This window comes from Pseudomonas sp. GZD-222, from assembly GCF_049310525.1.
Taxonomy (GTDB): domain Bacteria; phylum Pseudomonadota; class Gammaproteobacteria; order Pseudomonadales; family Pseudomonadaceae; genus Aquipseudomonas.
Genome location: NZ_JBMOWO010000053.1, coordinates 166698 through 190298 on the forward strand (window position 1 = coordinate 166698; position 23601 = coordinate 190298).

Annotated in this window: 15 protein-coding genes; 9 read left to right on the top strand and 6 right to left on the bottom strand. The window is 61.4% G+C overall.

The features are described 5' to 3' along the window. Positions 1-37 precede the first annotated feature (37 nt). Positions 38-349: a hypothetical protein gene (locus ACO6VD_RS09750; protein WP_422418638.1), complete on the top strand. Its 312-nt coding sequence runs from the start codon at positions 38-40 to the stop codon at positions 347-349. A 21-nt stretch (positions 350-370) separates the two neighbouring features. Here ACO6VD_RS09750 and ACO6VD_RS09755 read toward each other — a convergent pair whose 3' ends face one another. Further along, complete coding sequence (locus tag ACO6VD_RS09755; RefSeq protein WP_422418639.1) at positions 371-2611, bottom strand: putative bifunctional diguanylate cyclase/phosphodiesterase; 2241 nt, start codon at positions 2609-2611, stop codon at positions 371-373. Positions 2612-2749: 138 nt separating this feature from the next. On the opposite strand from ACO6VD_RS09755, the gene ACO6VD_RS09760 reads away from it, so the two are divergent. The 3 genes from ACO6VD_RS09760 to ACO6VD_RS09770 all read left to right on the top strand — a co-directional run bounded on the left by ACO6VD_RS09760 (position 2750) and on the right by ACO6VD_RS09770 (position 6226). Beyond that, positions 2750-4369 (top strand): NADP-dependent glyceraldehyde-3-phosphate dehydrogenase, encoded by a 1620-nt coding sequence (locus ACO6VD_RS09760; RefSeq protein WP_422418641.1) that lies wholly within the window; start codon positions 2750-2752, stop codon positions 4367-4369. A 109-nt stretch (positions 4370-4478) separates the two neighbouring features. Beyond that, on the top strand, positions 4479-4946 hold the full coding sequence (locus ACO6VD_RS09765) for a VOC family protein (protein WP_422418643.1): 468 nt from the start codon (positions 4479-4481) through the stop codon (positions 4944-4946). An 86-nt stretch (positions 4947-5032) separates the two neighbouring features. Beyond that, complete coding sequence (locus tag ACO6VD_RS09770) at positions 5033-6226, top strand: hypothetical protein (protein WP_422418645.1); 1194 nt, start codon at positions 5033-5035, stop codon at positions 6224-6226. A gap of 119 nt (positions 6227-6345) precedes the next feature. Here ACO6VD_RS09770 and ACO6VD_RS09775 read toward each other — a convergent pair whose 3' ends face one another. The 5 genes from ACO6VD_RS09775 to ACO6VD_RS09795 form a co-directional block, all read right to left on the bottom strand. Further along, positions 6346-7773, bottom strand: a complete 1428-nt coding sequence (locus ACO6VD_RS09775) for a sigma-54-dependent transcriptional regulator (protein WP_422418647.1) — start codon at positions 7771-7773, stop codon at positions 6346-6348. After that, positions 7742-9238 carry a sensor histidine kinase gene (locus ACO6VD_RS09780; protein WP_422418649.1) on the bottom strand — a complete coding sequence of 499 codons (1497 nt, stop codon included), beginning with the start codon at positions 9236-9238 and terminating at the stop codon, positions 7742-7744. The genes ACO6VD_RS09775 and ACO6VD_RS09780 overlap by 32 nt, the downstream gene beginning before the upstream one ends. A gap of 107 nt (positions 9239-9345) precedes the next feature. Beyond that, entirely contained in the window at positions 9346-10326 is a 981-nt protein-coding gene (locus ACO6VD_RS09785; RefSeq protein ID WP_422418651.1) for an SCO family protein, read from the bottom strand. Positions 10327-10343: 17 nt separating this feature from the next. Beyond that, positions 10344-13127: a multicopper oxidase domain-containing protein gene (locus ACO6VD_RS09790; protein WP_422418653.1), complete on the bottom strand. Its 2784-nt coding sequence runs from the start codon at positions 13125-13127 to the stop codon at positions 10344-10346. 178 nt (positions 13128-13305) lie between these two features. Then, positions 13306-14766, bottom strand: coding sequence for a sensor histidine kinase (locus ACO6VD_RS09795; RefSeq protein WP_422418655.1), 1461 nt, complete (start codon positions 14764-14766; stop codon positions 13306-13308). Between the two features lie 237 nt (positions 14767-15003). On the opposite strand from ACO6VD_RS09795, the gene ACO6VD_RS09800 reads away from it, so the two are divergent. The 5 genes from ACO6VD_RS09800 to ACO6VD_RS09820 all read left to right on the top strand — a co-directional run bounded on the left by ACO6VD_RS09800 (position 15004) and on the right by ACO6VD_RS09820 (position 23529). Continuing rightward, on the top strand, positions 15004-16350 hold the full coding sequence (locus ACO6VD_RS09800; protein ID WP_422418656.1) for a hypothetical protein: 1347 nt from the start codon (positions 15004-15006) through the stop codon (positions 16348-16350). Between the two features lie 35 nt (positions 16351-16385). After that, positions 16386-18614, top strand: a complete 2229-nt coding sequence (locus ACO6VD_RS09805; protein WP_422418657.1) for an Ig-like domain-containing protein — start codon at positions 16386-16388, stop codon at positions 18612-18614. Positions 18615-18632: 18 nt separating this feature from the next. Then, positions 18633-19106, top strand: a complete 474-nt coding sequence (locus tag ACO6VD_RS09810) for a curlin (RefSeq protein ID WP_422418658.1) — start codon at positions 18633-18635, stop codon at positions 19104-19106. A 17-nt stretch (positions 19107-19123) separates the two neighbouring features. Continuing rightward, the gene (locus ACO6VD_RS09815; protein WP_422418659.1) at positions 19124-20569 is read left to right on the top strand and encodes a curlin; all 1446 of its coding nucleotides are present in this window, start codon (positions 19124-19126) and stop codon (positions 20567-20569) included. A 713-nt stretch (positions 20570-21282) separates the two neighbouring features. After that, the gene (locus tag ACO6VD_RS09820) at positions 21283-23529 is read left to right on the top strand and encodes a FepA family TonB-dependent siderophore receptor (protein WP_422418660.1); all 2247 of its coding nucleotides are present in this window, start codon (positions 21283-21285) and stop codon (positions 23527-23529) included. The last annotated feature ends 72 nt before the right edge of the window (positions 23530-23601 follow it).

Sequence of the window (23601 nt, forward strand, 5' to 3'; positions counted from 1 at the left end):
CGCCCACGCATCGGCCATGAGGCTGGAAAGCGATAACTTGAGCAGCGAGCTTCGCGATCAGATCAGGGCGTATTACCAGCAACATGGTCTCGACCTGTTGCTCGCCGACAGTGACTACGACGAACTGCTCGAGGGTATCAGCGCCGATCAGCGATTGCTCTGGGAGCGTTTGCCCCTGAATTTTCGTCGCGACCTGCGCGAACTGTTGCTCAAAGACGATTACATTGCTGACCCGCAAGGCACTCAGGAAGCTGTCTGGGCGCGCCTGCAACGCATGGACCAGGACCCTGCGTATATGCAACTGGCATTGGACTTCGGCGCTGAACAATTGCTGCAACTGCCGCTGTAATCATTAACCGCGCGGCAGCACTCAACCGCAAGGCAGCTGGCGCCGCTCCTGATGCTCGCGCAGCCAGGCATTCAGGGCCTGCGCGGGCATCGGCCGGGCCATCAGATAGCCCTGGCCCTGGTCGCAACCGGCATTGCGCAGGAAGTCATACTGGGCCTGGGTCTCGATGCCTTCGGCGGTAATACGAAAACCCAGGGCATGGCCCAGATCAATAATTGCCCGGGTAATCGCCACCGCGTCATCGTCCAGAGGCAAGTCCTTGATGAAGGCGCGGTCGATTTTCAAGTGATCGATGGGCAATGACTTCAGATAAGCCAGGGACGAGTAACCGGTGCCGAAGTCATCCACTGCTGTGGCCACGCCCATAGTCTGCAACTGAGCCAGTGCCGCGCAGGCCTGTTGCTGGCTTTCCATCAACAGGCTTTCGGTGATTTCCACTTCCAGCAAAGTGGGTGGCAAGTCATAACGCTTGAGGCTGCGCGACAGGCTGGCAACATAATCGCTGCGTTCGATCTGCAAGGCGGCGACATTGATCGCCACCGGGCCCGGCAGGCAATCGGCAGCACGCCAGGCGGCAATCTGCTCGCAGGCCAGTTCCAGCACGCGCTCACCCAGGGGAATGATCAGCCCCGTACGCTCGGCCAGCGGAATGAACTGCGCGGGCGACACCAGGCCACGTTCAGGGTCGCGCCAGCGCAGCAGCGCTTCGGCACCTTCAACGCGACCGCTGAACAGGTCGATCTTGGGTTGATACCAGAGCTCGAACTCATTGTTTTTCAGCGCCCGGCGCAGGCTGCGCTCCAGGCACAGGCGTTCCTGCAGGCGCTCGGTCATGTCCGGGTGATACAAGCGCCAGGCATTGCGCCCGCTCTCCTTGGCCGCGTACATGGCGGTGTCGGCATAGCGCAACAGGTGCTCGCAGGTCTGCCCGTGCTCAGGGTACCAGGCCAGGCCGATGCTGCCGGTGACCAGCGCCGCATTGCCCTTGAGGTCGAACGGCAGTTGCAGGGTTTGCAGCAAGGCCTGAACCCGTTCGACACAGTCCTGCTCGGCGCCAATCAGCAAAAACGCGAACTCATCCCCGCCCAGACGGCAGAGGCTGTCCTGTTCATCGATCAGTTGCACGAAGCGTGCGGTGGCCTGCTGCAGCAAGAGATCGCCCATGGGATGGCCAAGGCTGTCGTTGACCTGCTTGAAGCCGTCGATATCCAGTACCAGCACGGCCAGGCGCTGGTCGCTGTTGATGGCGGCTTGCAGGCGTTGATTGAACAACAGCCGGTTGGGCAAACCGGTGATAGCGTCGTAATGGGCCAGGCGCTCCAGCTGCGCCTGAGATTGCTTGAGTTCGCGGTTGCGCAGGTTGATCAGGTGGTTGCTGCGATTGAGCTGCGCGACAAAGACACTGAACAGCCCGGTGCAGGTCAGGGCAAACAGGAACAACGGCGAAGCGAACAGGCTCATGGACGGCCAGCCGCCCAACGGACTCGCCGCCAACTGCCAAAGCCCACCCGGCACATCGACGTTGACCGTGACTGCATGTTCGCCGAACAGCTTTGGATCGCCCCAGATCATCCCGCCCGCCGAGCCCTGACCATCGACGCCGCGCAGGGCCAGCTCAAAGCCCGGATCCAGGTCCAGCCCGGAGGCGCTGAGCAAGCGGTCTATGTCCGCGACGATCGAGACATTGCCCCAATACAGCTTCACACCCTTGTGCCCTTTGAGAAACACCGGCCGCCGGTAGATTAGGCCGCGCCCGCCCTGGTACAGCTGCACAGGCCCGGCCAGCACCGGGCTGTAGTGGTCGCGAGCGCGCTGCAACATCGGGTACTGGTCCGGCAGGTGACGGTAATCAACACCGATGACGCTCAGGTTGCCCTTGAGCGGATAGACATCGGCAATCACATCACCCGGGGCCACGGAGATATGGCGGATATGCGGGACCGAGGCGATGGCCTGGCGGGCCATGTCGTGAAAGTGCTCGGGGCTGATTTCACCGTCGGCACTGATCAACTGGGCAATGCCTTCGGTCTCACCGAACGCTGAGCGCAACTGCGCTTCCAGGGCCGCACGCACCCCGGACAAACGCGCACCGGCGTTGGCCACCAGTTCGCTTTCCTGGCGCTGAACATCCAGGCGCCCAAGGGCTACCGACAAGCCGATGCCAATCAGGGCAAAACCAATCGGCAACAGGCGATTGAGGGTAGTACCCAGGGTTTCTGGCAGGACCCGTTTGTCATCAAGGGCGAGGATTCTTGTGCTCATAGGTCCGTTATTCACATCGGATTAATGCTTTATCGGCGCCTTGGGCGCAATGTTGAGCGAGGCTGGCTTTTTTTAGCGCGCTGGCGTTATGCTCGGACTGAAACGTTTCACCCACATAGAAAAAGAGGTGCTGCGCCCATGGACCGTCTGCTCGATTCGCTGTTTCCCACTGCCAACGAGATCCCCGAGGCCTACCGCCTGGGCGAACCGCTGGTACAACGCGAGTACCTGGTCGACGGCCAGTTGCAGCGCTGGGACGGGCCACTGGCCACCGTGCGCAGCCCGGTGTGGCTCAAAGAGGCTGATCAGGAGCAGCAGGTGATCCTCGGCAACACCCCGCTGCTGGATGCCGACACCGCCCTCACCGCGCTGGACGCGGCCGTTCATGCCTACGACAAGGGCCGCGGTGCCTGGCCGACCATGCGTGTGGCCGAACGTATCCAGCATGTCGAAACCTTCCTCGGCAAGATGCGCGCGCAGCGCGAGGCGGTGGTCAAACTGCTGATGTGGGAAATCGGCAAAAACCTCAAGGACTCGGAAAAAGAGTTCGATCGCACCTGCGACTACATCGTCGACACCATCAATGCCCTCAAGGAACTGGACCGCCGCTCCAGCCGCTTCGAACTGGAACAGGACACCCTCGGCCAGATTCGCCGTGCACCGCTGGGCGTAGCGCTGTGCATGGGCCCCTACAACTACCCGTTGAACGAGACCTTCACCACTCTGATCCCGGCGCTGATCATGGGCAACACCGTGGTGTTCAAACCCGCCAAGTTCGGCGTGCTGTTGATTCGCCCGCTGCTCGAAGCGTTCCGCGACAGCTTCCCGGCAGGTGTGATCAACGTCATCTATGGCCGCGGCCGCGAGACCGTCAGCGCCTTGATGGCCAGCGGAAAAATCGACGTGTTCGCGTTTATCGGCACCAACAAGGCCGCCAGCGACCTGAAAAAACTTCACCCACGGCCACACCGCCTGCGCGCGGCCCTGGGCCTGGATGCGAAGAACCCGGGGATCGTGCTGCCCGAAGTGGATCTGGACAACGCCGTCAACGAAGCGGTGACTGGCGCCCTGTCGTTCAACGGCCAGCGCTGCACGGCGCTGAAGATCCTCTTTGTCCATGAAGAGGTGGTCGACAGCTTCCTCGACAAATTCCAGCGCAAGCTGGCCGCACTCAAGCCAGGCATGCCCTGGGAACCCGGCGTGGCCCTGACGCCGTTGCCCGAGGCGGGCAAGATCGATTACCTCAATGGCCTGGTGGCTGACGCAGTGGAAAAAGGCGCACGCGTCATCAACCAAGGCGGTGGTGCCAGTCGTGGCTCGTTCTTCTACCCTGCCCTGCTGTACCCGGTCAGCGCGCAGATGCGCGTCTACCAGGAAGAACAATTCGGCCCTGTGGTGCCGGTCGTCCCTTACCGAGATCTGCAGACCGTGATCGACTATGTACTCGATTCCGACTTCGGTCAGCAATTGAGCATCTTCGGCACCAACCCGGCCGAAGTCGGGCGCCTGGTCGACACCTTCGCCAACCAGGTCGGCCGTATCAATCTCAACGCCCAGTGCCAGCGTGGCCCGGACACCTACCCGTTCAACGGCCGCAAGAACTCCGCCGAAGGGACCTTATCGGTCCACGATGCGCTGCGCGTGTTCTCGATCCGTACTTTGGTGGCGACCAAGTTCCAGGAGAGCAACAAGCAGTTGATCAGCGACATCATCCGTAACCGCGACTCGAGCTTCCTGACCACCGATTACATTTTCTGATCGCCGTCCGTCCAGCGCCGCAGATTTTGATTTGCCGAATCGCCGAAACTGTACAAATATACAGTTTCGCGTCATTCCACTCTGCGGCGCGCTAAGGAGGATGTATAAAATGGCCGTCAAACCAATCCCCGAAGGACAACACACCATCACCCCTTACCTGGGCATCAAGGATGCCGGCAAGGCCATCGACTTCTACAAGGCCGCGTTCGGCGCGGTCGAGATGTTCCGCCTGGAAAGCCCGGATGGCCGGGTCGGTCATGCCGAACTGAAAATCGGCGACTCGTCACTGATGCTCGCCGATCCGTGCGACATGGAGGGCGGTCTGGTCAGCAGCCAATCGCTGGGTGGCGCAGCAATTGGCCTGCACCTGTATGTCGATGATGTCGACGCACGCTTTGCCCAGGCCATCAAGGCCGGTGCCACCCAGGTCAGGGCCGTAGAAAACCAGTTCTACGGTGACCGTAGCGGCACCTTGAAAGACCCGTTCGGCAATCTCTGGTTCGTCTCGTCCCATGTCGAGGACGTCTCGGTAGAAGAAATCCGCGCCCGCGCCGCCAAGTTGTTTGGCGGGCAGTAATCTCGGTGCTTCCCGGTTGGCGCCATGGCCGCCAGCCGGGCTTTGCATTAAGGTGGCAGGCAAAGGAAGGTTGGCCAGGATTGTCCATGAGAATCATCGAAAAAAACGCTGCGTTGGTACGCACCCTCACGCCTGCCGAAGATGAACTGCTGCGCGGTTTTGTCCAGGGCAACCTGGCAGGTCCACGCCTGCTGCAGGCCAATCAGCTGCTGCTGAAGATCCGCGCCGCCGGGCACTGGCTGGCGTGTGATTGCCAGCCAAAGGCGATGCCGATTCTCAACGTCAACCTCAACGGCAACACCGGTACCCTGTTCCTGAAGAACAACCCCGGCACCGCCGAGCATGACCCCGAGTGTGCCTTCATCAAGGATGAACGCGAGGCCGGCCGCCAGGAAGATTCAGAGGTGCTGCCAGCGGCCTGGCTGCCTCCCGATACCCCTTTGCGCCTGCTCGGCGATTTTCGCCGCGCCGCCCCAGGCAGTGCGGGCGAGACCAGCGATGGCAGCGACAAGCGTGAGCAGCATCGTTTGCTGTCCTTGCTGCTGACCCTGATCGAAGCCGGGGGCTTGAATGTCTATGCCACTCACCTGAAAAAGGATCTCACCGGCCAGTTCGCCGAACTGCGCAGCGTCGCCAGCCGTTACCCCTTGATCGAGCGGGTGCCGGCCAGCAACTACCTGGAAACCCGCCTGGACATGAAGCACATGATGATGCTCAAGGCCCGGCTGCGTGACTCCAGCGCCTTTGGCAATCATCGTCGTTATGGCTTGATGCTTGACTGCGTCAGCCAGATCAAGGCGCGCAAGGTGTACAACGAGCGCAGTGAAGACGGCTTCGATTTCCAGGGCCACCACCTGCTGTGGGGCGGCAGCAAGACGCCGGGACCGCTGCTGGCCCTGGCCATCTACTCACCGGCCAGTGCCGGCAGCCACTTCTACGAACTTATTCATGTCGCCAGCGTCCCGGTGCTGTCGCGCGGACACCTGTTCCCGGTGTACCGCGATGAAGAGCGCGAGCCATTGAAAGTGCTGGTGTCCTTGATCGACTGGATGGCCAGCAAGGGTGTGCGGGTGCTCATGCGCCGCCCGGTGATTGGTGGCCAGGGCATGGATGCGTTGGTGCTCAGCTCCGACCAGGACCGGGTGCTTTCTGTGTCACTGACCGAACAACCGCTGGGGCCGGAGCCTGAAGGCGAAACCTTCAAGCGCTTTGCCGACTTCAAGAGCCTGGACACCTTTCGCAAGTATGTGGCGGGCTTCTTCATGCGTGGGCGTGAATAACCCCTACCTGTAGGAGCGGATTTATCCGCGATGGGTCGCAGCGCGGCCCCAAAAATTGGGACTGCTGCGCAGCCCATCGCGGCGGTCCGGCGCCCCGGTAAATCCGCTCCTACAGATGGTCACCACTGGCGCTTATCCGGCCGGGTCAGGCCGAGTTTCTCGATCCGGTAACGCAGCATGTCGCGGCTCAAGCCCAGCAGCCGCGCCGATTTGGTGACATTCCAATCGGTGCGATCAAGCATCTTGCGCACCATGTCCCGCTCCACCTCCGGCAAGCTGGTCGAGCTGGGCATCTCACTACCGCCGTGGCTCTCGTGAAATACCGGCGCCGGCATTTCAAACGGTTCATCGACCAGGCTCATGCAGACATTGAGCTGATGCGGCGCAATCTCCTCGGTAGGCGCAAGCAATACCGTCTGTTCAAGCATATTGCGCAGCTCCCGAACGTTACCCGGCCAACTGTAATTGAGCAGCAGCTCCTCTGCGTCGGGACTGAAATACAAGTGCGTCTTGCCATAGCGCTTGCCATGCAACGCCAGGAAGTGCCGGGCCAGCAGGAGGATATCTTCACCGCGGGCATACAACCGGGGGACCTTGATCGAGATGATGCGCAGGCGAAAGAACAGGTCTCGACGGAATTTACCCTGCTGCACCATCTGCTCCAGGTTGCAGTTGGTGGCGCTGATGATGCGTAGGTCAACCTTGCGTTCCTTCACCGCACCAATACGGCGAATCGTCCGGTCTTCAAGCAGTTTGAGCAGCTTGGCCTGCAACAGCAGGTCCATTTCACCGATCTCGTCAAGGAACAGGGTGCCGCCATCGGCGGCCTCTACCAGACCGACACGGCGGTCCTTGGCATCCGTGAACGCGCCCTTCTCGTGGCCGAAGAGTTCCGCCTCCAGCAGGTTGGCCGGAATCGAAGCACAGTTGAATTCAATGAACGGCCCTTTGCTGCGCGCCCCGTCAAAATGCAGGGCGCGGGCTACCAGTTCCTTACCCGTTCCCGTCTCGCCCTCCACCAGCACCGGCGGCAAGTCACCGCTGGACATGCGCCGCTCGGCATCGAGCAACTGCGTGAGGGTGTGCTTGAGCCCGAGCATGGCCGGCGACTCGCCGATCAGCGACTGCCCTCCGGACTTCTGCGCTTCGCGCTCCTGGTAGAACGACAGCGTACGTTCCATGCGGTCGGCTGCCAGGGCCTTGTCGAGCATCAGTTTGAGTTCGGCCAGCACCACCGGTTTGGTCAGGTAGTGAAAGGCCCCCTCCTTCATCGCCAGCACGGCATCTTCGACGTTGCCGTAGCCGGTCATCATGATCACCTTGAGTTCCGGCGCCCGCACGGCCAGGGCCTTGATCAGCTCGTGGCCGTTCATGCCCGGCAGCGAGTTGTCGGTCAATACCGCGTCGGGCTGACACTGCCCCAGTTGCTCCAGCGCCTGCTCGGCGCTATGGCAGACGGTGACCTCAAAGCCTTTGCGCTCCAGATAGGTCTGGATATTTTCAGCAAGGATTTCATCATCCTCCACCACCAGGATGCTGTGCTCCATGATCCCCTCCCGCTGCAACATTGAAAGTCAGGCATACGCGGGTTCCTTCCTCTTCGCGACTGGTCAGGCTGACCGCGCCGCCGAAACGCTCCATTATTCGTTTGACCAATACCAGGCCGACACCCAGGCCGCCCTGCTTGGTGGTGAAAAAAGGTTTGAAGACCATGCGTTCCTGTTGCTGGCTCATGCCCTTGCCGGTATCACTCAAGGTTAGCTGGATCTTGCGTTCATCCGGCAGCTCCAGCACTTCCAGGGTCAATCGGCCGCCACTGGGCATCGCCTCGAGCGCATTGGAAAACAGGCTGTTGAGAATCTGCGTAAGCAACACCGGCTGGCTTACCACCAACGCCGTCGGTGGTGCACTGACCTGCAGTTGCACCTTGTTGCGCTCGGTCTGCGGGGCAAAGGCGCTGCAGGTGTCTTCAACCGCGGCAATCAGGTCAACGGCTTCGGCATCGTCCTTCAACGGCCGCAACGACACCAGTAGCTCGCGTACCCAACGCGACATACGGTCGACCTGGCTGATGATGTCGCCGATGTTCTTCTGTGAGCGGTCACTGGCAATTTCCTGCGCCAGCTCGGCGCTGGAGCGAATGGTCGCCAGCGGGTTGCGCAAGCTGTGCGCCACCGCTGAAGACATCTCGCCCAGGGCCACAAAGGTTTCGCTGGCGACCAGCCTGGTCTGTTGATCGTGCAACAGGCTCGCCGCACGGCGCACGATCCAGAACAGGCCGAAGTAGATCAGTGCGCCGCCGAGCAGGGTTGAGGTCCAGATCAGCACATAACCGCGCTGGATGCGCCGCACCAGGTCCTGCGGTTCCTTGTACACCTCGACCATCGACAGCACCTTGGTACCGCTCTCATCGAACATCGGGATGTAGTTTTCGATGAACAGGTACTGCGGCTCACGCTGGAATTTCTGCTCTTCACGGTCTTCATCGGCCTTGTGATAGCTGGCCGACACCGGTACTTGCGAGTTGAACGACTCATCGAGGTCGTCATCGCCGACGATTTTCTGGCCAATCAGCAGCGGGTTGGTGGACCAGACAATGGTCCGGTCCAGCGCATAGACATTGGTCAGCAAGGTATCGGGCAGGTGTTCGACATGGTCGAGGAATTCGATCCGCGTGGACGCCGCCAGGTCGGCACTGATCCCCGGATGCTGATGGTCCATGCGCGGATCCAGCAATTGCGCCATGGTGGTGCCCGGCGGAATTCGCGAGTGGCGCACCTCGGCCTTGGCCATGGCCTGGATGAACTGGGCGGTGAGCATGGCATCACGCTCGACGCTGTCATTGACCACAAATTGCGTCGAGACATAGCCCAGCCCCACGGCCACCGAGGCGATGATCAACAGGCTGACCACAGAAAACCAGCGCAGCAAATTGAATTCGCGCAAGGTCCGGTCGGGTGAAGACTGGGTGTCGCGGCCCTCATCGGCCAGTTTCTTGTTCAGCACCTGCATCGGTTCTTCCTGGCGGGCTGTTTTTTTCTTACAACTTATAGCCCAGCCAGGTGACGCTGGTTTGAATCAATACTAATGGCCAGTCGCCCACTGATAGTATTTTGCCTTTACTGTGCGCGAGGCGCCCCCGCTTCCGTGGCACGCGCCTGCTCCAGCGCCCCTTGGCGTAGCGTCTCTTGCTGAAGAAATTCGAGCACGCGCTCGGCGTCCTCGTGGTTCAGGCGCAAGTTGGGCATGGCCACCCGATTGAACTGTTCATACAGCTCAACAGCCAATGCTTCGCGTTCCGCCAGCATGCGATCCGGCTCGCGAATCCAGCGGCTCAACCAGGCGCGATCACGCCGCTCGGTGACGCCCAGCAGATCCGGTCCGACGTTGCGCATGCCGATCCCCTGGCCGTCTTGCGGGCCGACGCTGTGACAGGCTGCGCAGCGTGTGCGGAACAGCTCCTCGCCGCTGCTGGGTGGGCGGATATCCGGCGCCTGGGCATAACTCTCCTCGACGCTGGGGGTCTTCCAGTTCTGCAGGCTGTTGGCCAACTGATCGGCAAGGATCCAGGGGTTCTCGAAGGGTGAGGCTTTCATCCAGCGCCCGGTCGCCTGGTTACCGACAATCAGGCTCAGGTTGTGGTCGCGGCTACGGCCGTTGTCGACCCCTTCGATGAACAGCCCCAGGCGCCGGCGCAAGGCGTCGATCTGCTCCTTGTCACCGGTCAGAAAGCGCCAGCCGGGTCCGACCTTGAAGCGCGCCGCGTAGGCTTTGAGCACTTCAGGGGTATCGCTGAGCGGGTCAATGCTGATGGAGTAGAAAAACACATCGCGCCCCACCCGCTCACCGAGCAATTGCTGGACCTGGCGCAAGCGTGCGGTTTCCAGCGGACACGAATCGCCGCAACCGGTGAAGATGAAGTTGATCACCACCACCTTGTCCTTGATCAGGTCATCGAAAAAGCGTACCTGCTGACCGTCCTGATCGGTCAGCGGGGTGTTGGGGAAATACCCCGCCCCCCATGGGGTGGCTTCTTCCGCCTGCCCCTGAAGGGCCCAGCACAGCAACGCCGTACCGAGCCAGATTGCCAATCGCCCCATGATCGCTGCTCCTTTGGTTACTTGCCGACCTTGACTTGCGGGCCCTTGCCATCCCCGGCACGCCAGGTCGGCAGCGCTGCGGAGTTGATGTACTTGACGCCATCCCAACTGGGCAGTGGCGTCGGCATCAACTGCAACTGACCGGGGTGATCAATGTCCCAGCGCAGGAGCATCGAGTTGTCTTCATGCTGGGTGTTGTGGCAATGCTCCATGTAGGTACCGGCGAACTCGCGGAAGTTGATTGCCATCTCGACGTTGTCCAGGCCATCACTCTCGTTGCCGATGCGATAGACGTCTTTGCGCGCCCATTTTTCCCATTCCGGTGGCGCCTTGCCGCCGCGGCTGAGGATGATGCCTTCCTCGAAGTGCACGTGCACGGGATGACTCCAGCCATTGCCGCCATTCTGGATCTTCCACACTTCCAGGGTGCCGACGCCGTTGTAGCCGCCATCAGTTGGCCCAGTGGCCAGCTGCGGCGCGGCACTGAGCCGGCGCGGGTCCATGTTGTAGCCCAGACTGCCGTCGGTCTTGATCGTCCAGGGCACCTGGTCGGTGCCATCGGAGCGACCGAAGATGAAGGTGCGGTGGCGGGCCTGGGCCAGGCGCGCCTGATCAGCCGGGTTATCGCGGTGCAGCTTGAGCGGGATCATGATCTTGCCTTCGGCCTTACCCGGTTTGGCCGGTTCATAGTCCGCCGGGTCCATGGCCAGATCCTGGCCGCTGTAGGCCTTGACGTTGAACTGCAAAATCTTGCCCACCGCCGGGTCACCCCTGTCCCACTGCGGGCCTTTGCTGGTTTGCTTGATCACCGCCAGGTACTTCTCCGACAGCACATCGGCCAGGGGGATGTCCTCTTTCGGACCTTTGCCGGTGTCATGGGCCTTGAGGTTGATGAAGAACAGCTTGTCGCCCGGCTTGATACCGTTCCTGGCGAAGTTGACGATGATGTCGAAGCGTTCGGCGATGCCCTGGGTCGGCAGAATCGCATTATGGTTCTGGCGGTCGCCGTCAGCATCGAGGTCCATGCTGCCGTCGAACGGCACCGAGTGCTCCATGATGTTGCCGTCGTTGGCGATCATGTGGAACGGCACCCGCGAATAGGACAGGCCGGAGCCCTTGGGCCCGGCGAACTCGCCACTACTGCCCTTGATTTCGCGCACCAGTGCCAGTTTGAAGTAGCGCGACACCGAACCGTTGAGGATACGCAGGCGGTAACTGCGCGCACGTACATCGAGGTAGGGTTTGTACTGCCAGTTGACCAACACCTGGTCACCAAGAAAGCCGTCGGTGTTGAAGGGGTTGAACCACAACTGACCGTCCGCGCCCCAGGCTTTGTCGGCGATCAGCAGGTTGACGTCATAGTCGCGGTTGCCCCAGGACAACGCCGAGCCGCTGGGCAGGCGCAGGTTGACGCCGTCGGCAAAAGCCTCGTTGCCGCGGTCCAGGGCGCTGTAATAGTTCATCATCGCCGCGTTGCCCTTGTAGACATTCTGCGCGGTGAAATCGAGCATATGGTCGTGAAACCAGTGGGTGCTCATGGTTTCGCGCCAGTCGCCGCGAATACGGATGCTGCCGTTGTCACAGGTTTTCAGGCCGGGCTGAGCGTCGTTGACCCAGAGCTTCTCGCCCGGGGTGCAGGGAAACGCGGCACGCGGATCTTCGGCGCGAGTGTTGATGCTGTCGTAGCCGGCCAACTGCATGGGCCAGCGGTAGTCGTAGTACTGCCCGGGAAAGAAGAACGCGTTGGCATAGCCATCACTTTCCGCCGGCGAGTGACCATTGTGCTCGTGGGTGCTGATTGTGTGCAGGCCAAAGCCGTGGTTGGCGGCCGGATCAATCGGCAAGGCGTTGTAATGACGCATCAGCAACGGCTGGCCGTAACGCACCATCAGCAGCTTGGCTGGCAGGGTGCCGTCGAAAGTCCACAGCGATTTGTGATCCTGCAGGGGCATGTTGGGATGAAAACGCGTATCCACGCCCTTGGTGGTCCCCAGGGTATAGGCCTGCCCGGCCGTGTTGTAATACAACCCACCAGGCGCGAATTCACCGACGCTGTAGTGGTGCATCTGCATCGCATCACGAAGCCCGCCGTTAAGCCGAGCCCCAGCCTGGGCCGTCTTGTAGGACGCCTGCGGGTAAAACTCGTTCCAGCGCTGGTGCGACCAGCCCTTTCCTGGCGGACGGCCTTCGGCGGAGGCGCCGATATGGCGGTTGAGGAACGTCTCGATCTGCGTCTGCCAGGGGTTGCGGTCGACCACGTTGGCAAACTGGCTGGGAAACGGCGTCAGCCCCGGCTCTTTGAGAAAAGCATCGAGCAGCGGCCCGCTGGGAGAGCTGCGGGCGACGCTGACAGGATCCTGCTGCGGCGCAGATCCGGTGGTTGGCGCGGGAAATATCAGTAAACCGGAAGGCGTGGTGGGGTCCAGACGGGTCGGGCCGAATTCTTCGAACAACAACAGCTGCTGACTGAAGGGCGCAGCCCCGAACGTCGGGCTTGGGGCGCCATTGGTGGGGTAGTTGAACGAAGTTTGCAGCGCCGGTGGCCGCGGGTTTTCCTGACGCGGTGTGGAACGGTTGCCCTCGACACCGTCAGGCAGGTCAAAGGCCCCTTCATTGGCTTCCGGGAGTAGCAGCAGGTTGCTCAAGGCAGCCGCCGGGTCGGCGGGTACATCGGTGAAGGCCGACGGATCTCCCGGCTCCGGCGGGTCGACATCGTCAATCGGACTGGCAGGCACTTCAGCCACCAGCAGTAATGCCAGAGCGGCGCTCAGGCAGAGGGGGTAATACACACGCTTGGCCATATCTCTCACCCAGTGTTGTCGACCGGTAATGTCGATTTGCAACTACTTGGCCAAAACTGTTTCAAGATATGTACAAGCTACTTATCAATGACTTAGCAGAGATCTCCATCAATTACCGGTAAAAATCGGGGGGGAACATCCCCCAAACTCGGGTCCGCCCCCCAAATATTCAGCAGTCTCACCCCTCGCGGGCCACCCGGAAATTCAACTGCACACAGGTGCCCTCACCCTCGCGACTGCTCAGACGCACCGAGCCGCCAAAGCGCTCCATGATCCTTTTGACCAGCACCAGCCCAACGCCCAGGCCGCCCTGTTTGGTGGTGTAGAACGGTCTGACCGCCATGCGCAGTTGTTCGTCGCTCATGCCCTTGCCGTTGTCACTCAAGCGGACGATCAAGGTCTTGCGGTTCTTTTGCACCTGTTCGATACGCAAGGTTCCGCCTTCGCTCATGGCTTCCAGCGCGTTGGCGATCAGGCTGTTGAAAATCTGCCCGAGCAAGGTCGGCTGGCTGAGCACCTGGACATTGGCCATTGAATCGAGTTTGACCTCGACCCCGTTGCGCCTGCATTGCAGGCTGAACGCCAGCAGGCTGTCCTGCAGCACGCGCTCCAGCTCAACCGCCTCGGCCTGATCATTGAGCGGGCGCAACGATTGCAGTAACTGACGCACCCAGTGCGACATGCGATCGACCTGGCTGATGATGTCGCCGATGTTTTTCTGCGCCGGGCCCTCTTCGATTTCCTGGGCCAGTTCGGCACTGGAGCGAATGCTCGCCAGGGGGTTGCGCAGGCTGTGAGCCACCGCCGAAGACATTTCACCCAGCGCGACAAAGGTTTCGTTATTGATCAAGCGTTTCTGCTGCTGCGCCAATTGGCGGTTGGCGTGATACATCAGCCAGTACAGGCCGCCATACACCAGTGCCGCCCCCAGCGCGACGGCCATCCAGATCATCAGCAAACCGTGTTCGATACGCTCGATCAGGTCATGAGGCTCTTTATAGATTTCGACCATGGCCGTGACGTTCTCACCGTCGGCATCGAACAACGGGATGTAGTTCTCGATGAACAGATTCTCAGGCGGGGTGATGAATTTCTGCTCGCTGCGCGCCTGGTCAACGTCGTGATAGCTGGCCGAGACCCGGACTTTGTTATCGAAGGCATGATCAAGGTCTTCATCCGATTCGATCATCCGCCCTACCAACGCCGGGTTGCTCGACCAGATCACCGTGCGGTCCGGGGCATAGATATTGGCCAGGAGCATGTCCGGCAAGTGCGCGACATGGTCGAGGAATTCGCCACGGGCGTTGCGCCGCGCCTCGGGATTGACCTCAGGGAAGCTCTGGTCGAGCCGGGGATCGAGCAGTTCGCCCATGGTTCTGACATTGGGAATGGACACATGGCGCACTTCAGCCAAGGCGATGGACTGAATGAATTGCGCCGTGAGCAGTGCATCACGTTCAACGCTTTCGTTGATCACGAAGCGGCTGGAAATCAGGCCAAGCCCTACGGCCACCGAGAGGATGATCGCCAGGCTGACAAAGGCATACCAGCGCAGCAGATTGAAGGGCCGCTTGGCGGACGCGGCGCTATGCACGGTCTCTTGCAGGGGGGGTGAATCCAGGCGTGATTGCAGGTCCATCGCGAACTCCTGGCAAATGACTTCTTAGGTTATAGCCCAGTTAACTTCGATTGCCCCGCAAGCGTGCCCCAGTTGCCCCCAACCCTGGGGCATCCCCCCCGCCTCATCGCCCCTGGGTAAAGGCGAAAATCCCCTGCAAGCCAGGCCCCGCAAGGCTTTTTGAAAAGTGGTATGGAAGTTGCCGAACCCTGTGCAGACGACCCAAGCCCATGGGCCCGATTGCAAGAGGGAAGACTCATGCACCGTCCAACGCCCCACCCCCTGGCTTTGCTGATCCTGGCTGGCCTGACTCAAGCACCAGCCCAGGCTGCGCTGTTTGAAGTAGATCCCGGTCCTTACCTGCCGGCCACAGGCGGATTCGCCGCCTGGTATCAGGACACCCACGGCCGGGTCCTCGATTTGTGCCTGTCCAAGGCTGTCAGCTCGCGGGTGGCCGGTGCACCTGGCGCGCCGTCGTACATGTGTGTGCTGAATCCGGCCCCGGGCGTGTTCGATGACACCCGGCCGATCAGCTTTCCCACCAACTACCCCGACGAGACCTTCTGGTTCACCGCCGATGCAGCGATCACCGACGCTGCCAGCGGTATCGACTTGACCTATGGCACCGCCATCGAGGCAGCCTTCGCCGCCGAAGAAGTGGTCGAAGGCGACCAGGTCAGCTTCGCCCGGGTGCGCATCCGGGTCGACGTGCCCACGGCAGGCACTTACATCGTTACCCACCCCTACGGTGTCGAAGTGTTCGATGTGCCGGCGGCCGGACGGCGGGCGATCAACATGACTCGCGACATCGGCATTGGCGGACAGAAAAACTACACCGGCGCCCTCAGAGGTGATGTCGGCCCGTTCCTGCGCGGGGTCGGCGGCCCCTACACCGAGACCAACCCGGCCAACGGTGCCAGCGAACGCTTCATTGGCGACCCGAACCTGCAAGAAGCCGTCACCGGCAGCCCGTTCAACACCAACTTCGTACGCATCGAAGGGCCCAACGGCCTGGACCTGCGGACCACGCTGTTCTCGGTCTCCGGCAAGCTCTCCACAGTCGTTCGCCCAACACCGATGATTCCTCAGCGCAGCACGTTCTCGCGCCACAACGAAAACGGCAACTTGCGCGCCCAGCAGGATGTATTCGTGATGGCCCCGCCGCCGCCAGGCACTGCCACGCTGGTCAGCCAGACCCCGAACCTGAGCTTCACCGAAGCCACCACCACCGGTGCCTGGTACGCCCAGTCGGCACTCAACCCGACACTGCCATTGAACCTGCAGGTGACCGCCAACAACCAGTTGGCAATTCCCAGCAGCACTCCAACCACCCTGAGCCTGCCGCTGACCGACCTGGTGGTGATCCAGCGTGCCGAGTTCAGCTTGAATTCCGGACAACTGACCCTGGTCGCCTCGACCAGCGACGAAACCAGCCCACCGGTGCTCAGCGCCACCACCGGCAATGGCGCGGTCATCGGCACCCTGAGCGGCAATGGCGCGGTCAAGACACTCACCACCGGGCTTTCGCCAATCCCGCCCGCCACGGTCACGGTGACCAGCGCGTATGGCGGTAGCGACAGCGAAGAAGTGGTGCTCGTGCCATGAACATCATCACGCCACGTCCCGTAGCAGGAGGCAGCATGAATAACTGGCCACGCCTGGCGCTCTGCGCAGCCGGGCTTTCCCTCTCGCTGGTCGGCACTGCCTGGGCCGGCCTCAAAGCGGTCGATCCGGGCCCCTACACCCTGGCCACCGGGCGTTACCCGATGTGGTACCAGGACAACAACAACCTGTCCATGGAACTGTGCCAGTCAAGAGCCGCCAGCTCGCGGGTACCGGTATCGGTGCCACCAAGCTACATGTGCACCCTGCTACCTGAACCTGGCATCTATGACGACGCCCTGCCCCTGGTGTTCCCCGACAACTGGCCACCGGAGATGTTCTGGTTCCTGGCCGAAACCGAGATCCCGCAGGTCGGCAACAGCGGCTATGAGCTGGAGGTCTATGTCGCCGGTATCGAAGCGGCGTTTGCCAGCGAGAATCCGGTCGATGGCGACCAGCAGAGCTTCGCCCGTATCCGTATCCGCGCCTCGGTGCCCCGTACCGGCACCTATGTGATCACCCACCCGTACGGCGTCGAAACGGTCAACGTCACCACCGCCGGGCGGCGCGCGATCAACATCACCCGCGACATCGGCATCGGTGCACCGGGCAACTTCAGCGGTGTGCTCAACGGCGCCATTGGTCCATTCCTGCGCGGCGTCGGCGGCCCTTACACCGAGATCAACCCGGATACCAGTGCCAGTGAAACCTACATCGGTGACCCGAACATCACCGAACGGGTTACTGGCAGCCCGTTCAATACGAACTATGTGGAAATCAAGGGGCCGGCCGGCACCATCAGCACCGATATTTTCACCGTGTCCGGCAAAGTCCTCGATGCCCGCAAACAGACCCCGGCCGAGCTGGAGCGCGCCAGCTACCGGCGTACCGCAGCAGACGGTACCCGGGTCGAGGTGTTCGCCAAGGCACCGAACAACGCCACCCTGTGTTTCCGTGAGACGCTGGCACTGGTCCCCGGCACCCCGGCTTCGCCTTGCCAGTTCAACCTGGAGCCTGACGACAATGGCCTGTTCTTTGCCAATCACCTGAGCAACGATGCGCCGCCGCCCGTGATCGTGGTCACCGCCACCGACCCGACCGGCGCTACCCGCCCCACCGCGTTGTCGCGCAAGCTCAGCGACGTGGTCAAGGTCACCACGGCACGCTACGACTGGGTCAACAAACGCCTGCGCATCGAGGCCAGCTCCAGTGATGAAGTACAGGTGCCTGACCTGGTTGCCCAGGGTTATGGCCGCCTGTCCAAGTCCGGCACCGTGCAAAGCCTGACGGTCAATGATGTGGCGCAGCCTCCGTCACATGTCACCATCAAGTCCGCCGCAGGTGGCAGTGATACCGAAGCGGTCGTGGTAGTGGGCAATGCACCGGTCGAACCCGGAAGTGACGTGCCAGTGGCGCAAGCGGACGTCGGCAGCACCCGCTTCGACCAACCGCTGACCCTCAATCTACTGGCCAACGACAGTGCCCCGAATAATGATGTGCCACTGTCGATCACCGACCTCACCCAGCCAGCCAACGGCCAAGGCAGCGTTGCCCTGACCAGCAGTACCACCGTGCTCTACACACCGCCGCCGGTGCTCACCGCACCGCTGACCACCACCTTCACCTACCGTGCCCAGGACAGCAAAGGGCTGAAGTCGGCAATCACCACAGTAACGATCAGCGTCACACCGAACCAGGCGCCAACGGCCGTCAACGACTTCGCCTCAACCCAAGGTGTCGCCCTGCCGATCAACGTCCTGGCCAACGACACCGACCTGGAAGGCAACCTGCCGCTGACCGTCGCCGGCGTGACCCAACCTGGCGTCGGTACGGTCAGTACCGATGGCAATCAAGTCACCTACACCCCACCGGCGGTAGTACTGCTGCCTTACACCACCACCTTTACCTACACCGCCCGGGACAGCGCAGGACTGATCTCGGCACCGGCCACGGTCACCGTGCAGGTCACGCCACGGCCGATCATCAACGAGAACTTCACCGTCACCGCCGCAACCGTCACCGCACGCGCCGGCGGCCGCTTCACCTGGGACATCTCCGGTACCTCATCGGTGATCCTGCTCAATGCCGTGACGGTGCGGGTCAATACCCCTACCGGCCCGGTCACCCTGGGCACCACCCCGGTACCGCTGACCGGACGCTGGCGGCTGAACGTCACCAGCACCACCGCGATCCCGACCGCAGGAACAACGGTAACCATCACCACCAGCCAGGGCACTGTCCGTACCGTGCCGGTTACCGTGCAGTAGAACGCAGGAGAAATGACCATGGCGCGCCTGACCACCTTGCTGCTGTGCCTGACCTTGCTGGGTCAGGCCGCCCTGGCCGACGACTTGATGGATAACGCCGACCTCGGTCCCGTCGGGGACCTGGACGAACCGCTGTCGTTGCAACCGTTGCCAGCCAGTACCGGACAGCAGGCGCAAGTGGAGCAGAACGGTCAATCCAACCGCGCTGCAATCGGCCAGGACGGCCAGACCCTGCTCGGACGCATCGTGCAGTCCGGCGGGGCGCAGGAGGCGTACATCCTGCAACAAGGCAACGACCTGATGGCCAGCATCACCCAACAGGGCTATGGCAACAACGCCTCGATTGCTCAGAGCGGCAGCAACAACCGCGCGAACATCGAGCAATACGGCAACAGCAATAGCGCCAGCATCGTCCAGTCCGGCACCGGGCTGCAAAGCTCGGTGGTCCAGACCGGCAACGGTCAACGCGTGCAAGTCAACCAATACCGTTAACAGCAGGAGGCACCACCATGTTCAAGCTCGCTCCCTTAAGCGCCGCCATTGTGCTGTGCCTCGCCGGCCAGGCAATGGCCAACGAAAGCCAGTCGACCCAGAACCAGACCGGTACCGAGAACATCGCCGAGGTCAAACAGACCGCCGCCGCACTCAGTGAGACTACCCAGGACCAGGTCGGCCTGGGTAACAACCACGCCGCCAAGCAGGAGGGCGGCGACAGTAAAATCCAGCAGAGCACTGTCGGTGAATACAACGCCGGCTACGCTGAGCAACTGTTCGAGTTCGGCAGCCAGATCAAGCAGCAATCGAGCGGCTCGCTGAACAACACCCATGCCAGCCAGTCGCTGGGTACCGCAAACCACGCCGAGCAAACCCAGGAAGGCTCAGGCAACTTCTCGTTCGTCTATCAGGATACCCAGACCGGCAGCACCGGCACCACCGTGCAATACGGCAACGATAACCGGGCCTTTGTCGAGCAACTGATCAGCGGCGCTGCCAACAACGCCTACAGCAGCCAAACCGGTACCGACAACTACAGCGCCGCCGAACACATCAACCACAACGACGGCCAGATCGGCATCTATCAGGCCGGTGAAAGCAACTGGGCGTATGGCGACCAGCGCGAAGGCCAGGGAGGCACGATCACCGTTACCCAAAGCGGCACCGGCAACTCCACCGAAGTCTGGCAAGACACCCAGGCGGGTAGCCACGCTTCATTGACCCAGTACGGTATGACCAACGAAGGCGTTATCGACCAGAGCTTCGGTGATAACAACACCGCCACCGTGTTCCAGGGCGGCAACCTCAATGCCCTGTACGCCGACCAGTATGAATCGACCGGGTCGCTGGCGACCCTGACCCAGTCCGGCGTCGGCAACCTCAGCCTCACCTACCAGACCGGCGACAGCCATGTCCTGGAAGTCAGCTCCAGCGGCGATGGCAACAAGGTCCTGGCCAGCAACTGGAAAGGCGACAAGGCCGGTGGTCAGTTCGGCACCAGCCAGACCGCAATCATCAGCCAGAACGGCAGCGGCAACAGCGCCAACATCACCCAGAAGGATGTCGCGCAACTGGCCCGCCTGAACCAGACCGGTATCGACAACACCGCCGAGATGACCCAGATCGACAACAACAACGAGCTGTACTTCGAACAGAACGGTACTGACAACCTGCTGATCGCCGATCAGCGCGGCACCGCCAACTACGCCACGGGTTCCAGCACCGGTCTGAGCAACAGCGTCAAACTGGAGCAGTCCGGCACTGGCAACCAGAGCTCCACCTGGCAGCTGTACGGTGACAACAACAGCGCGATCATCAAACAAACTGACGGCGTCAACGTGTCCTACGTGACCCAAGGAGGTTCCTACAACCAGGCAACCGTTGACCAGAGCGGTGCGAGCATGACCTCGACCATCCAGCAGTACGGTAATGGCAACCAGGCCACAGTGCTGCAGCAGTGAGTTCCAACCCTCCTCTCCCCGATTTGACCGTGACTACCGATGGGGGTGGTCACGGCCCTTTTTTATGGGAGGTTGAGTTTGCGAACTTATCCATTCAATGCGGCGCCTGTGCTGACGCATCTTCGAAATCAAATCTGGCGAAGCCAGACTGAAATCTGCGGGCAAGCCCGCTTCTGAACTTGATCTTGATCTTGATCTTCATCCACGCCAGTACAGACGCCGCGAACTGCGACTTCAGGAGGCTGAGTGGAGGTGCCTGTAGGGGCCGGTGCGCAGCACCTTCGGCGTAGCCGAAGAACGCGAGCCGTAGACTTGGCGCAGCAAGTCGTAGGCCGCGTGGCCCCGGAAGGTGCCGGAGCGAAGGGACCCGGAGCGCAGCGTAGGGCCGTATGCAGGAGCAAGCGGTTTTGGTTCCTTTGCCACCAAGACAAAAGGGACCCGCCGTAAGGGCGGAAGGGGCCGGCAGCGGCGCCACATCAAATGGATAAGCTCACAACCACAACAACCCAACCACGTCAGCATTCTTGAGTCTAGCCAGCACGGTGCATCTGCTAAAACCCGCGCAACAGAGCGTTAGCGCCCTACTTCGTTAATATTTTATTTTTCTCCCGAAGGGTTTACATGCGAATGGTAACTCTTATCATTCTCAGCCTTCCGAGCCACCAGGCCTTTCCGTCCTGGCGGTTCACCCTTTGTTTCAGGAGAAATCTGACATGGTGTCGCGCTTCAACCTCAGCCGCATGAGCATCGCCTTGCTGGCTACCCTGGGCTCCACGGCGCTGGCCGCGGCCCCGCTGGAGCTGCAGCCGGACGAAGTCCAGGTGCAGCCTACCGACCTGCCAGTGGACGGCAGCCGGCAGGCGATCCAGTTGGAGAACACCCGGGTGCTGGGAACTGCCGAAGAAGAACTCAAGCAAGCTCCCGGCGTATCGATCATCACTGCTGAAGACATCAAGAAGCGCCCACCGGTCAACGACCTGTCCGACATCATCCGCCGCGAGCCCGGGGTCAACCTCACCGGCAACAGCAGCAGCGGCGCCCGCGGCAACAACCGCCAGATCGACCTGCGCGGCATGGGTCCGGAAAACACCCTGATCCTTATCGACGGCAAGCCCTCCACTTCACGTAACGCCGTGCGTTACGGCTGGAGTGGCGACCGCGATACCCGCGGCGAAACCAACTGGGTACCGGCCGAAGAAGTCGACCGTATCGAGATCCTGCGCGGCCCGGCCGCGGCCCGTTATGGCTCCGGGGCCATGGGCGGCGTGGTGAATATCATCACCAAACGCCCGACCCAGGACCTGCGCGGCTCGATGACCCTGTACACCATGCTCCCCGAGGACGACGCCGAAGGTACCGGCAAGCGCGTCAACTTCAGTCTCAGCGGGCCGCTCACCGACAGTCTGATCTTTCGCGTATACGGCAACCTGAACAAGACCGACGCCGATGACATGAAAATCAACTCGGCGCACCAGGCGTTCGAAGAGTCCTTGATGGCCGGGCGTGAAGGCGTGCGCAACAAAGACATCAACGGCCTGCTGAGCTGGAAGATCGACCCGTCCAACACCGTCGACCTGGAGTCGAGTTACAGCCGCCAGGGCAACATCTTTGCCGGTGACACCATGCTCAACGCCGGCGGCGAATTCGTCGAAAGCCAGGCCGGCAAAGAAACCAACGTCATGCAACGCTCCAGTTTCGCCGTCACCCATCGCGGCGACTATGACTGGGGGAGCTCCACTGCGGCGCTGTCCTACGACCTGACCCGTAACGGTCGCCTCAACGAAGGCCTGGCCGGCTGGGGCGAAGGCGCCCCGTCCGAAAGTGCCGGGCGCTTTGAATCGCGTTTGCGCAACACCCGCGCCACTGGCGAGGTCAACCTGCCGTTGAGCATCGGCCTTGAGCAAGTGCTGACCCTGGGCGGCGAGTACCTTTATGAATCGCTCAACGATCCGGGCTCGCTGCGTCCGCAAAGCTATGACCCGGGTGCTGAACTGCCTGGCTTCGACCGCACCCAGACCAAATCCACTGCGCGCAGCTTTGCCCTGTACGCCGAAGACAACATCGAGGTCGGCGCCAACACCATCGTCACCCCCGGCGTGCGCTACGATCATCACGAAGACTTCGGCAGCAACTGGAGCCCGAGCCTGAACGCCTCGCACCAGATCACCGAAGCCCTGAGCGTCAAGGGCGGTATCGCCCGCGCCTACAAAACCCCGAACCTGTACCAGGCCAACCCCAACTACCTGCTCTACAGCCGCGGCGGCGGCTGCAACTCCAGCGAAGTCAACAACGGCGGCTGCTACTTGCTGGGCAACGCCAACCTCGATCCGGAAACCAGTATCAACAAGGAACTGGGCCTGGCCTACGACAAAGGCACCTGGCGCACCAGCGCAACCTACTTTCGCAACGACTACAAGAACAAGATCGAGGCTGGTAACCAGACCTTGTTCCGCCTGCCCAACGGCCGCCGTATCCTGCGCTGGGAGAACACCGGCAAAGCCGTGGTGCAAGGGGTGGAAGGCAACCTGTTCATCGCGCTCACGCCGAGCCTGGACTGGAACACCAACTTCACCTACATGATTGAGTCCGAAGACAAGAAAACCGGCGAACCGCTGAGCATCATCCCCGAGTACACGGTGAATACGACCCTGGACTGGAATGCCACCGAGAAACTCTCGTTCCAGCTCAACGGTACCTACTATGGCAAGCAGGAAGCGCCTGGCTACAACGCGCGAGCCAATGAAGCGCTCGACCCCAAGGTACAGAAAGATGTCGACCCCTATGGCCTGGTCGGCATCAGCAGCGGCTATGAATTCAACAAGCACCTGAGCGTGCGTGTCGGGGTCAACAACCTGTTCGACAAGCGCCTGTACCGCGAGGGTAACTCCGACGAAGCCGGTGCCTTGACCTACAACGAAGCCGGTCGTGCTTACTACGCGTCCTTCACGACTTCGTTCTAAAGTCCTACAGCGGGCCGCACATCAAGGTGTCGGCCCTACCAATAAAAGCCTCTCAAGTTGTAGGTGTTTTCA

Excerpts from the sequence above, each read along its gene's own strand:
- ACO6VD_RS09755 (WP_422418639.1), bottom strand. The coding sequence starts at position 2,611 with ATGAGCACAAGAATCCTCGCCCTTGATGACAAACGGGTCCTGCCAGAA.
- ACO6VD_RS09760 (WP_422418641.1), top strand. The coding sequence starts at position 2,750 with ATGGACCGTCTGCTCGATTCGCTGTTTCCCACTGCCAACGAGATCCCC.
- ACO6VD_RS09765 (WP_422418643.1), top strand. The coding sequence starts at position 4,479 with ATGGCCGTCAAACCAATCCCCGAAGGACAACACACCATCACCCCTTAC.
- ACO6VD_RS09770 (WP_422418645.1), top strand. The coding sequence starts at position 5,033 with ATGAGAATCATCGAAAAAAACGCTGCGTTGGTACGCACCCTCACGCCT.
- ACO6VD_RS09775 (WP_422418647.1), bottom strand. The coding sequence starts at position 7,773 with ATGGAGCACAGCATCCTGGTGGTGGAGGATGATGAAATCCTTGCTGAA.
- ACO6VD_RS09780 (WP_422418649.1), bottom strand. The coding sequence starts at position 9,238 with ATGCAGGTGCTGAACAAGAAACTGGCCGATGAGGGCCGCGACACCCAG.
- ACO6VD_RS09785 (WP_422418651.1), bottom strand. The coding sequence starts at position 10,326 with ATGGGGCGATTGGCAATCTGGCTCGGTACGGCGTTGCTGTGCTGGGCC.
- ACO6VD_RS09790 (WP_422418653.1), bottom strand. The coding sequence starts at position 13,127 with ATGGCCAAGCGTGTGTATTACCCCCTCTGCCTGAGCGCCGCTCTGGCA.
- ACO6VD_RS09795 (WP_422418655.1), bottom strand. The coding sequence starts at position 14,766 with ATGGACCTGCAATCACGCCTGGATTCACCCCCCCTGCAAGAGACCGTG.
- ACO6VD_RS09800 (WP_422418656.1), top strand. The coding sequence starts at position 15,004 with ATGCACCGTCCAACGCCCCACCCCCTGGCTTTGCTGATCCTGGCTGGC.
- ACO6VD_RS09805 (WP_422418657.1), top strand. The coding sequence starts at position 16,386 with ATGAATAACTGGCCACGCCTGGCGCTCTGCGCAGCCGGGCTTTCCCTC.
- ACO6VD_RS09810 (WP_422418658.1), top strand. The coding sequence starts at position 18,633 with ATGGCGCGCCTGACCACCTTGCTGCTGTGCCTGACCTTGCTGGGTCAG.
- ACO6VD_RS09815 (WP_422418659.1), top strand. The coding sequence starts at position 19,124 with ATGTTCAAGCTCGCTCCCTTAAGCGCCGCCATTGTGCTGTGCCTCGCC.
- ACO6VD_RS09820 (WP_422418660.1), top strand. The coding sequence starts at position 21,283 with ATGGTGTCGCGCTTCAACCTCAGCCGCATGAGCATCGCCTTGCTGGCT.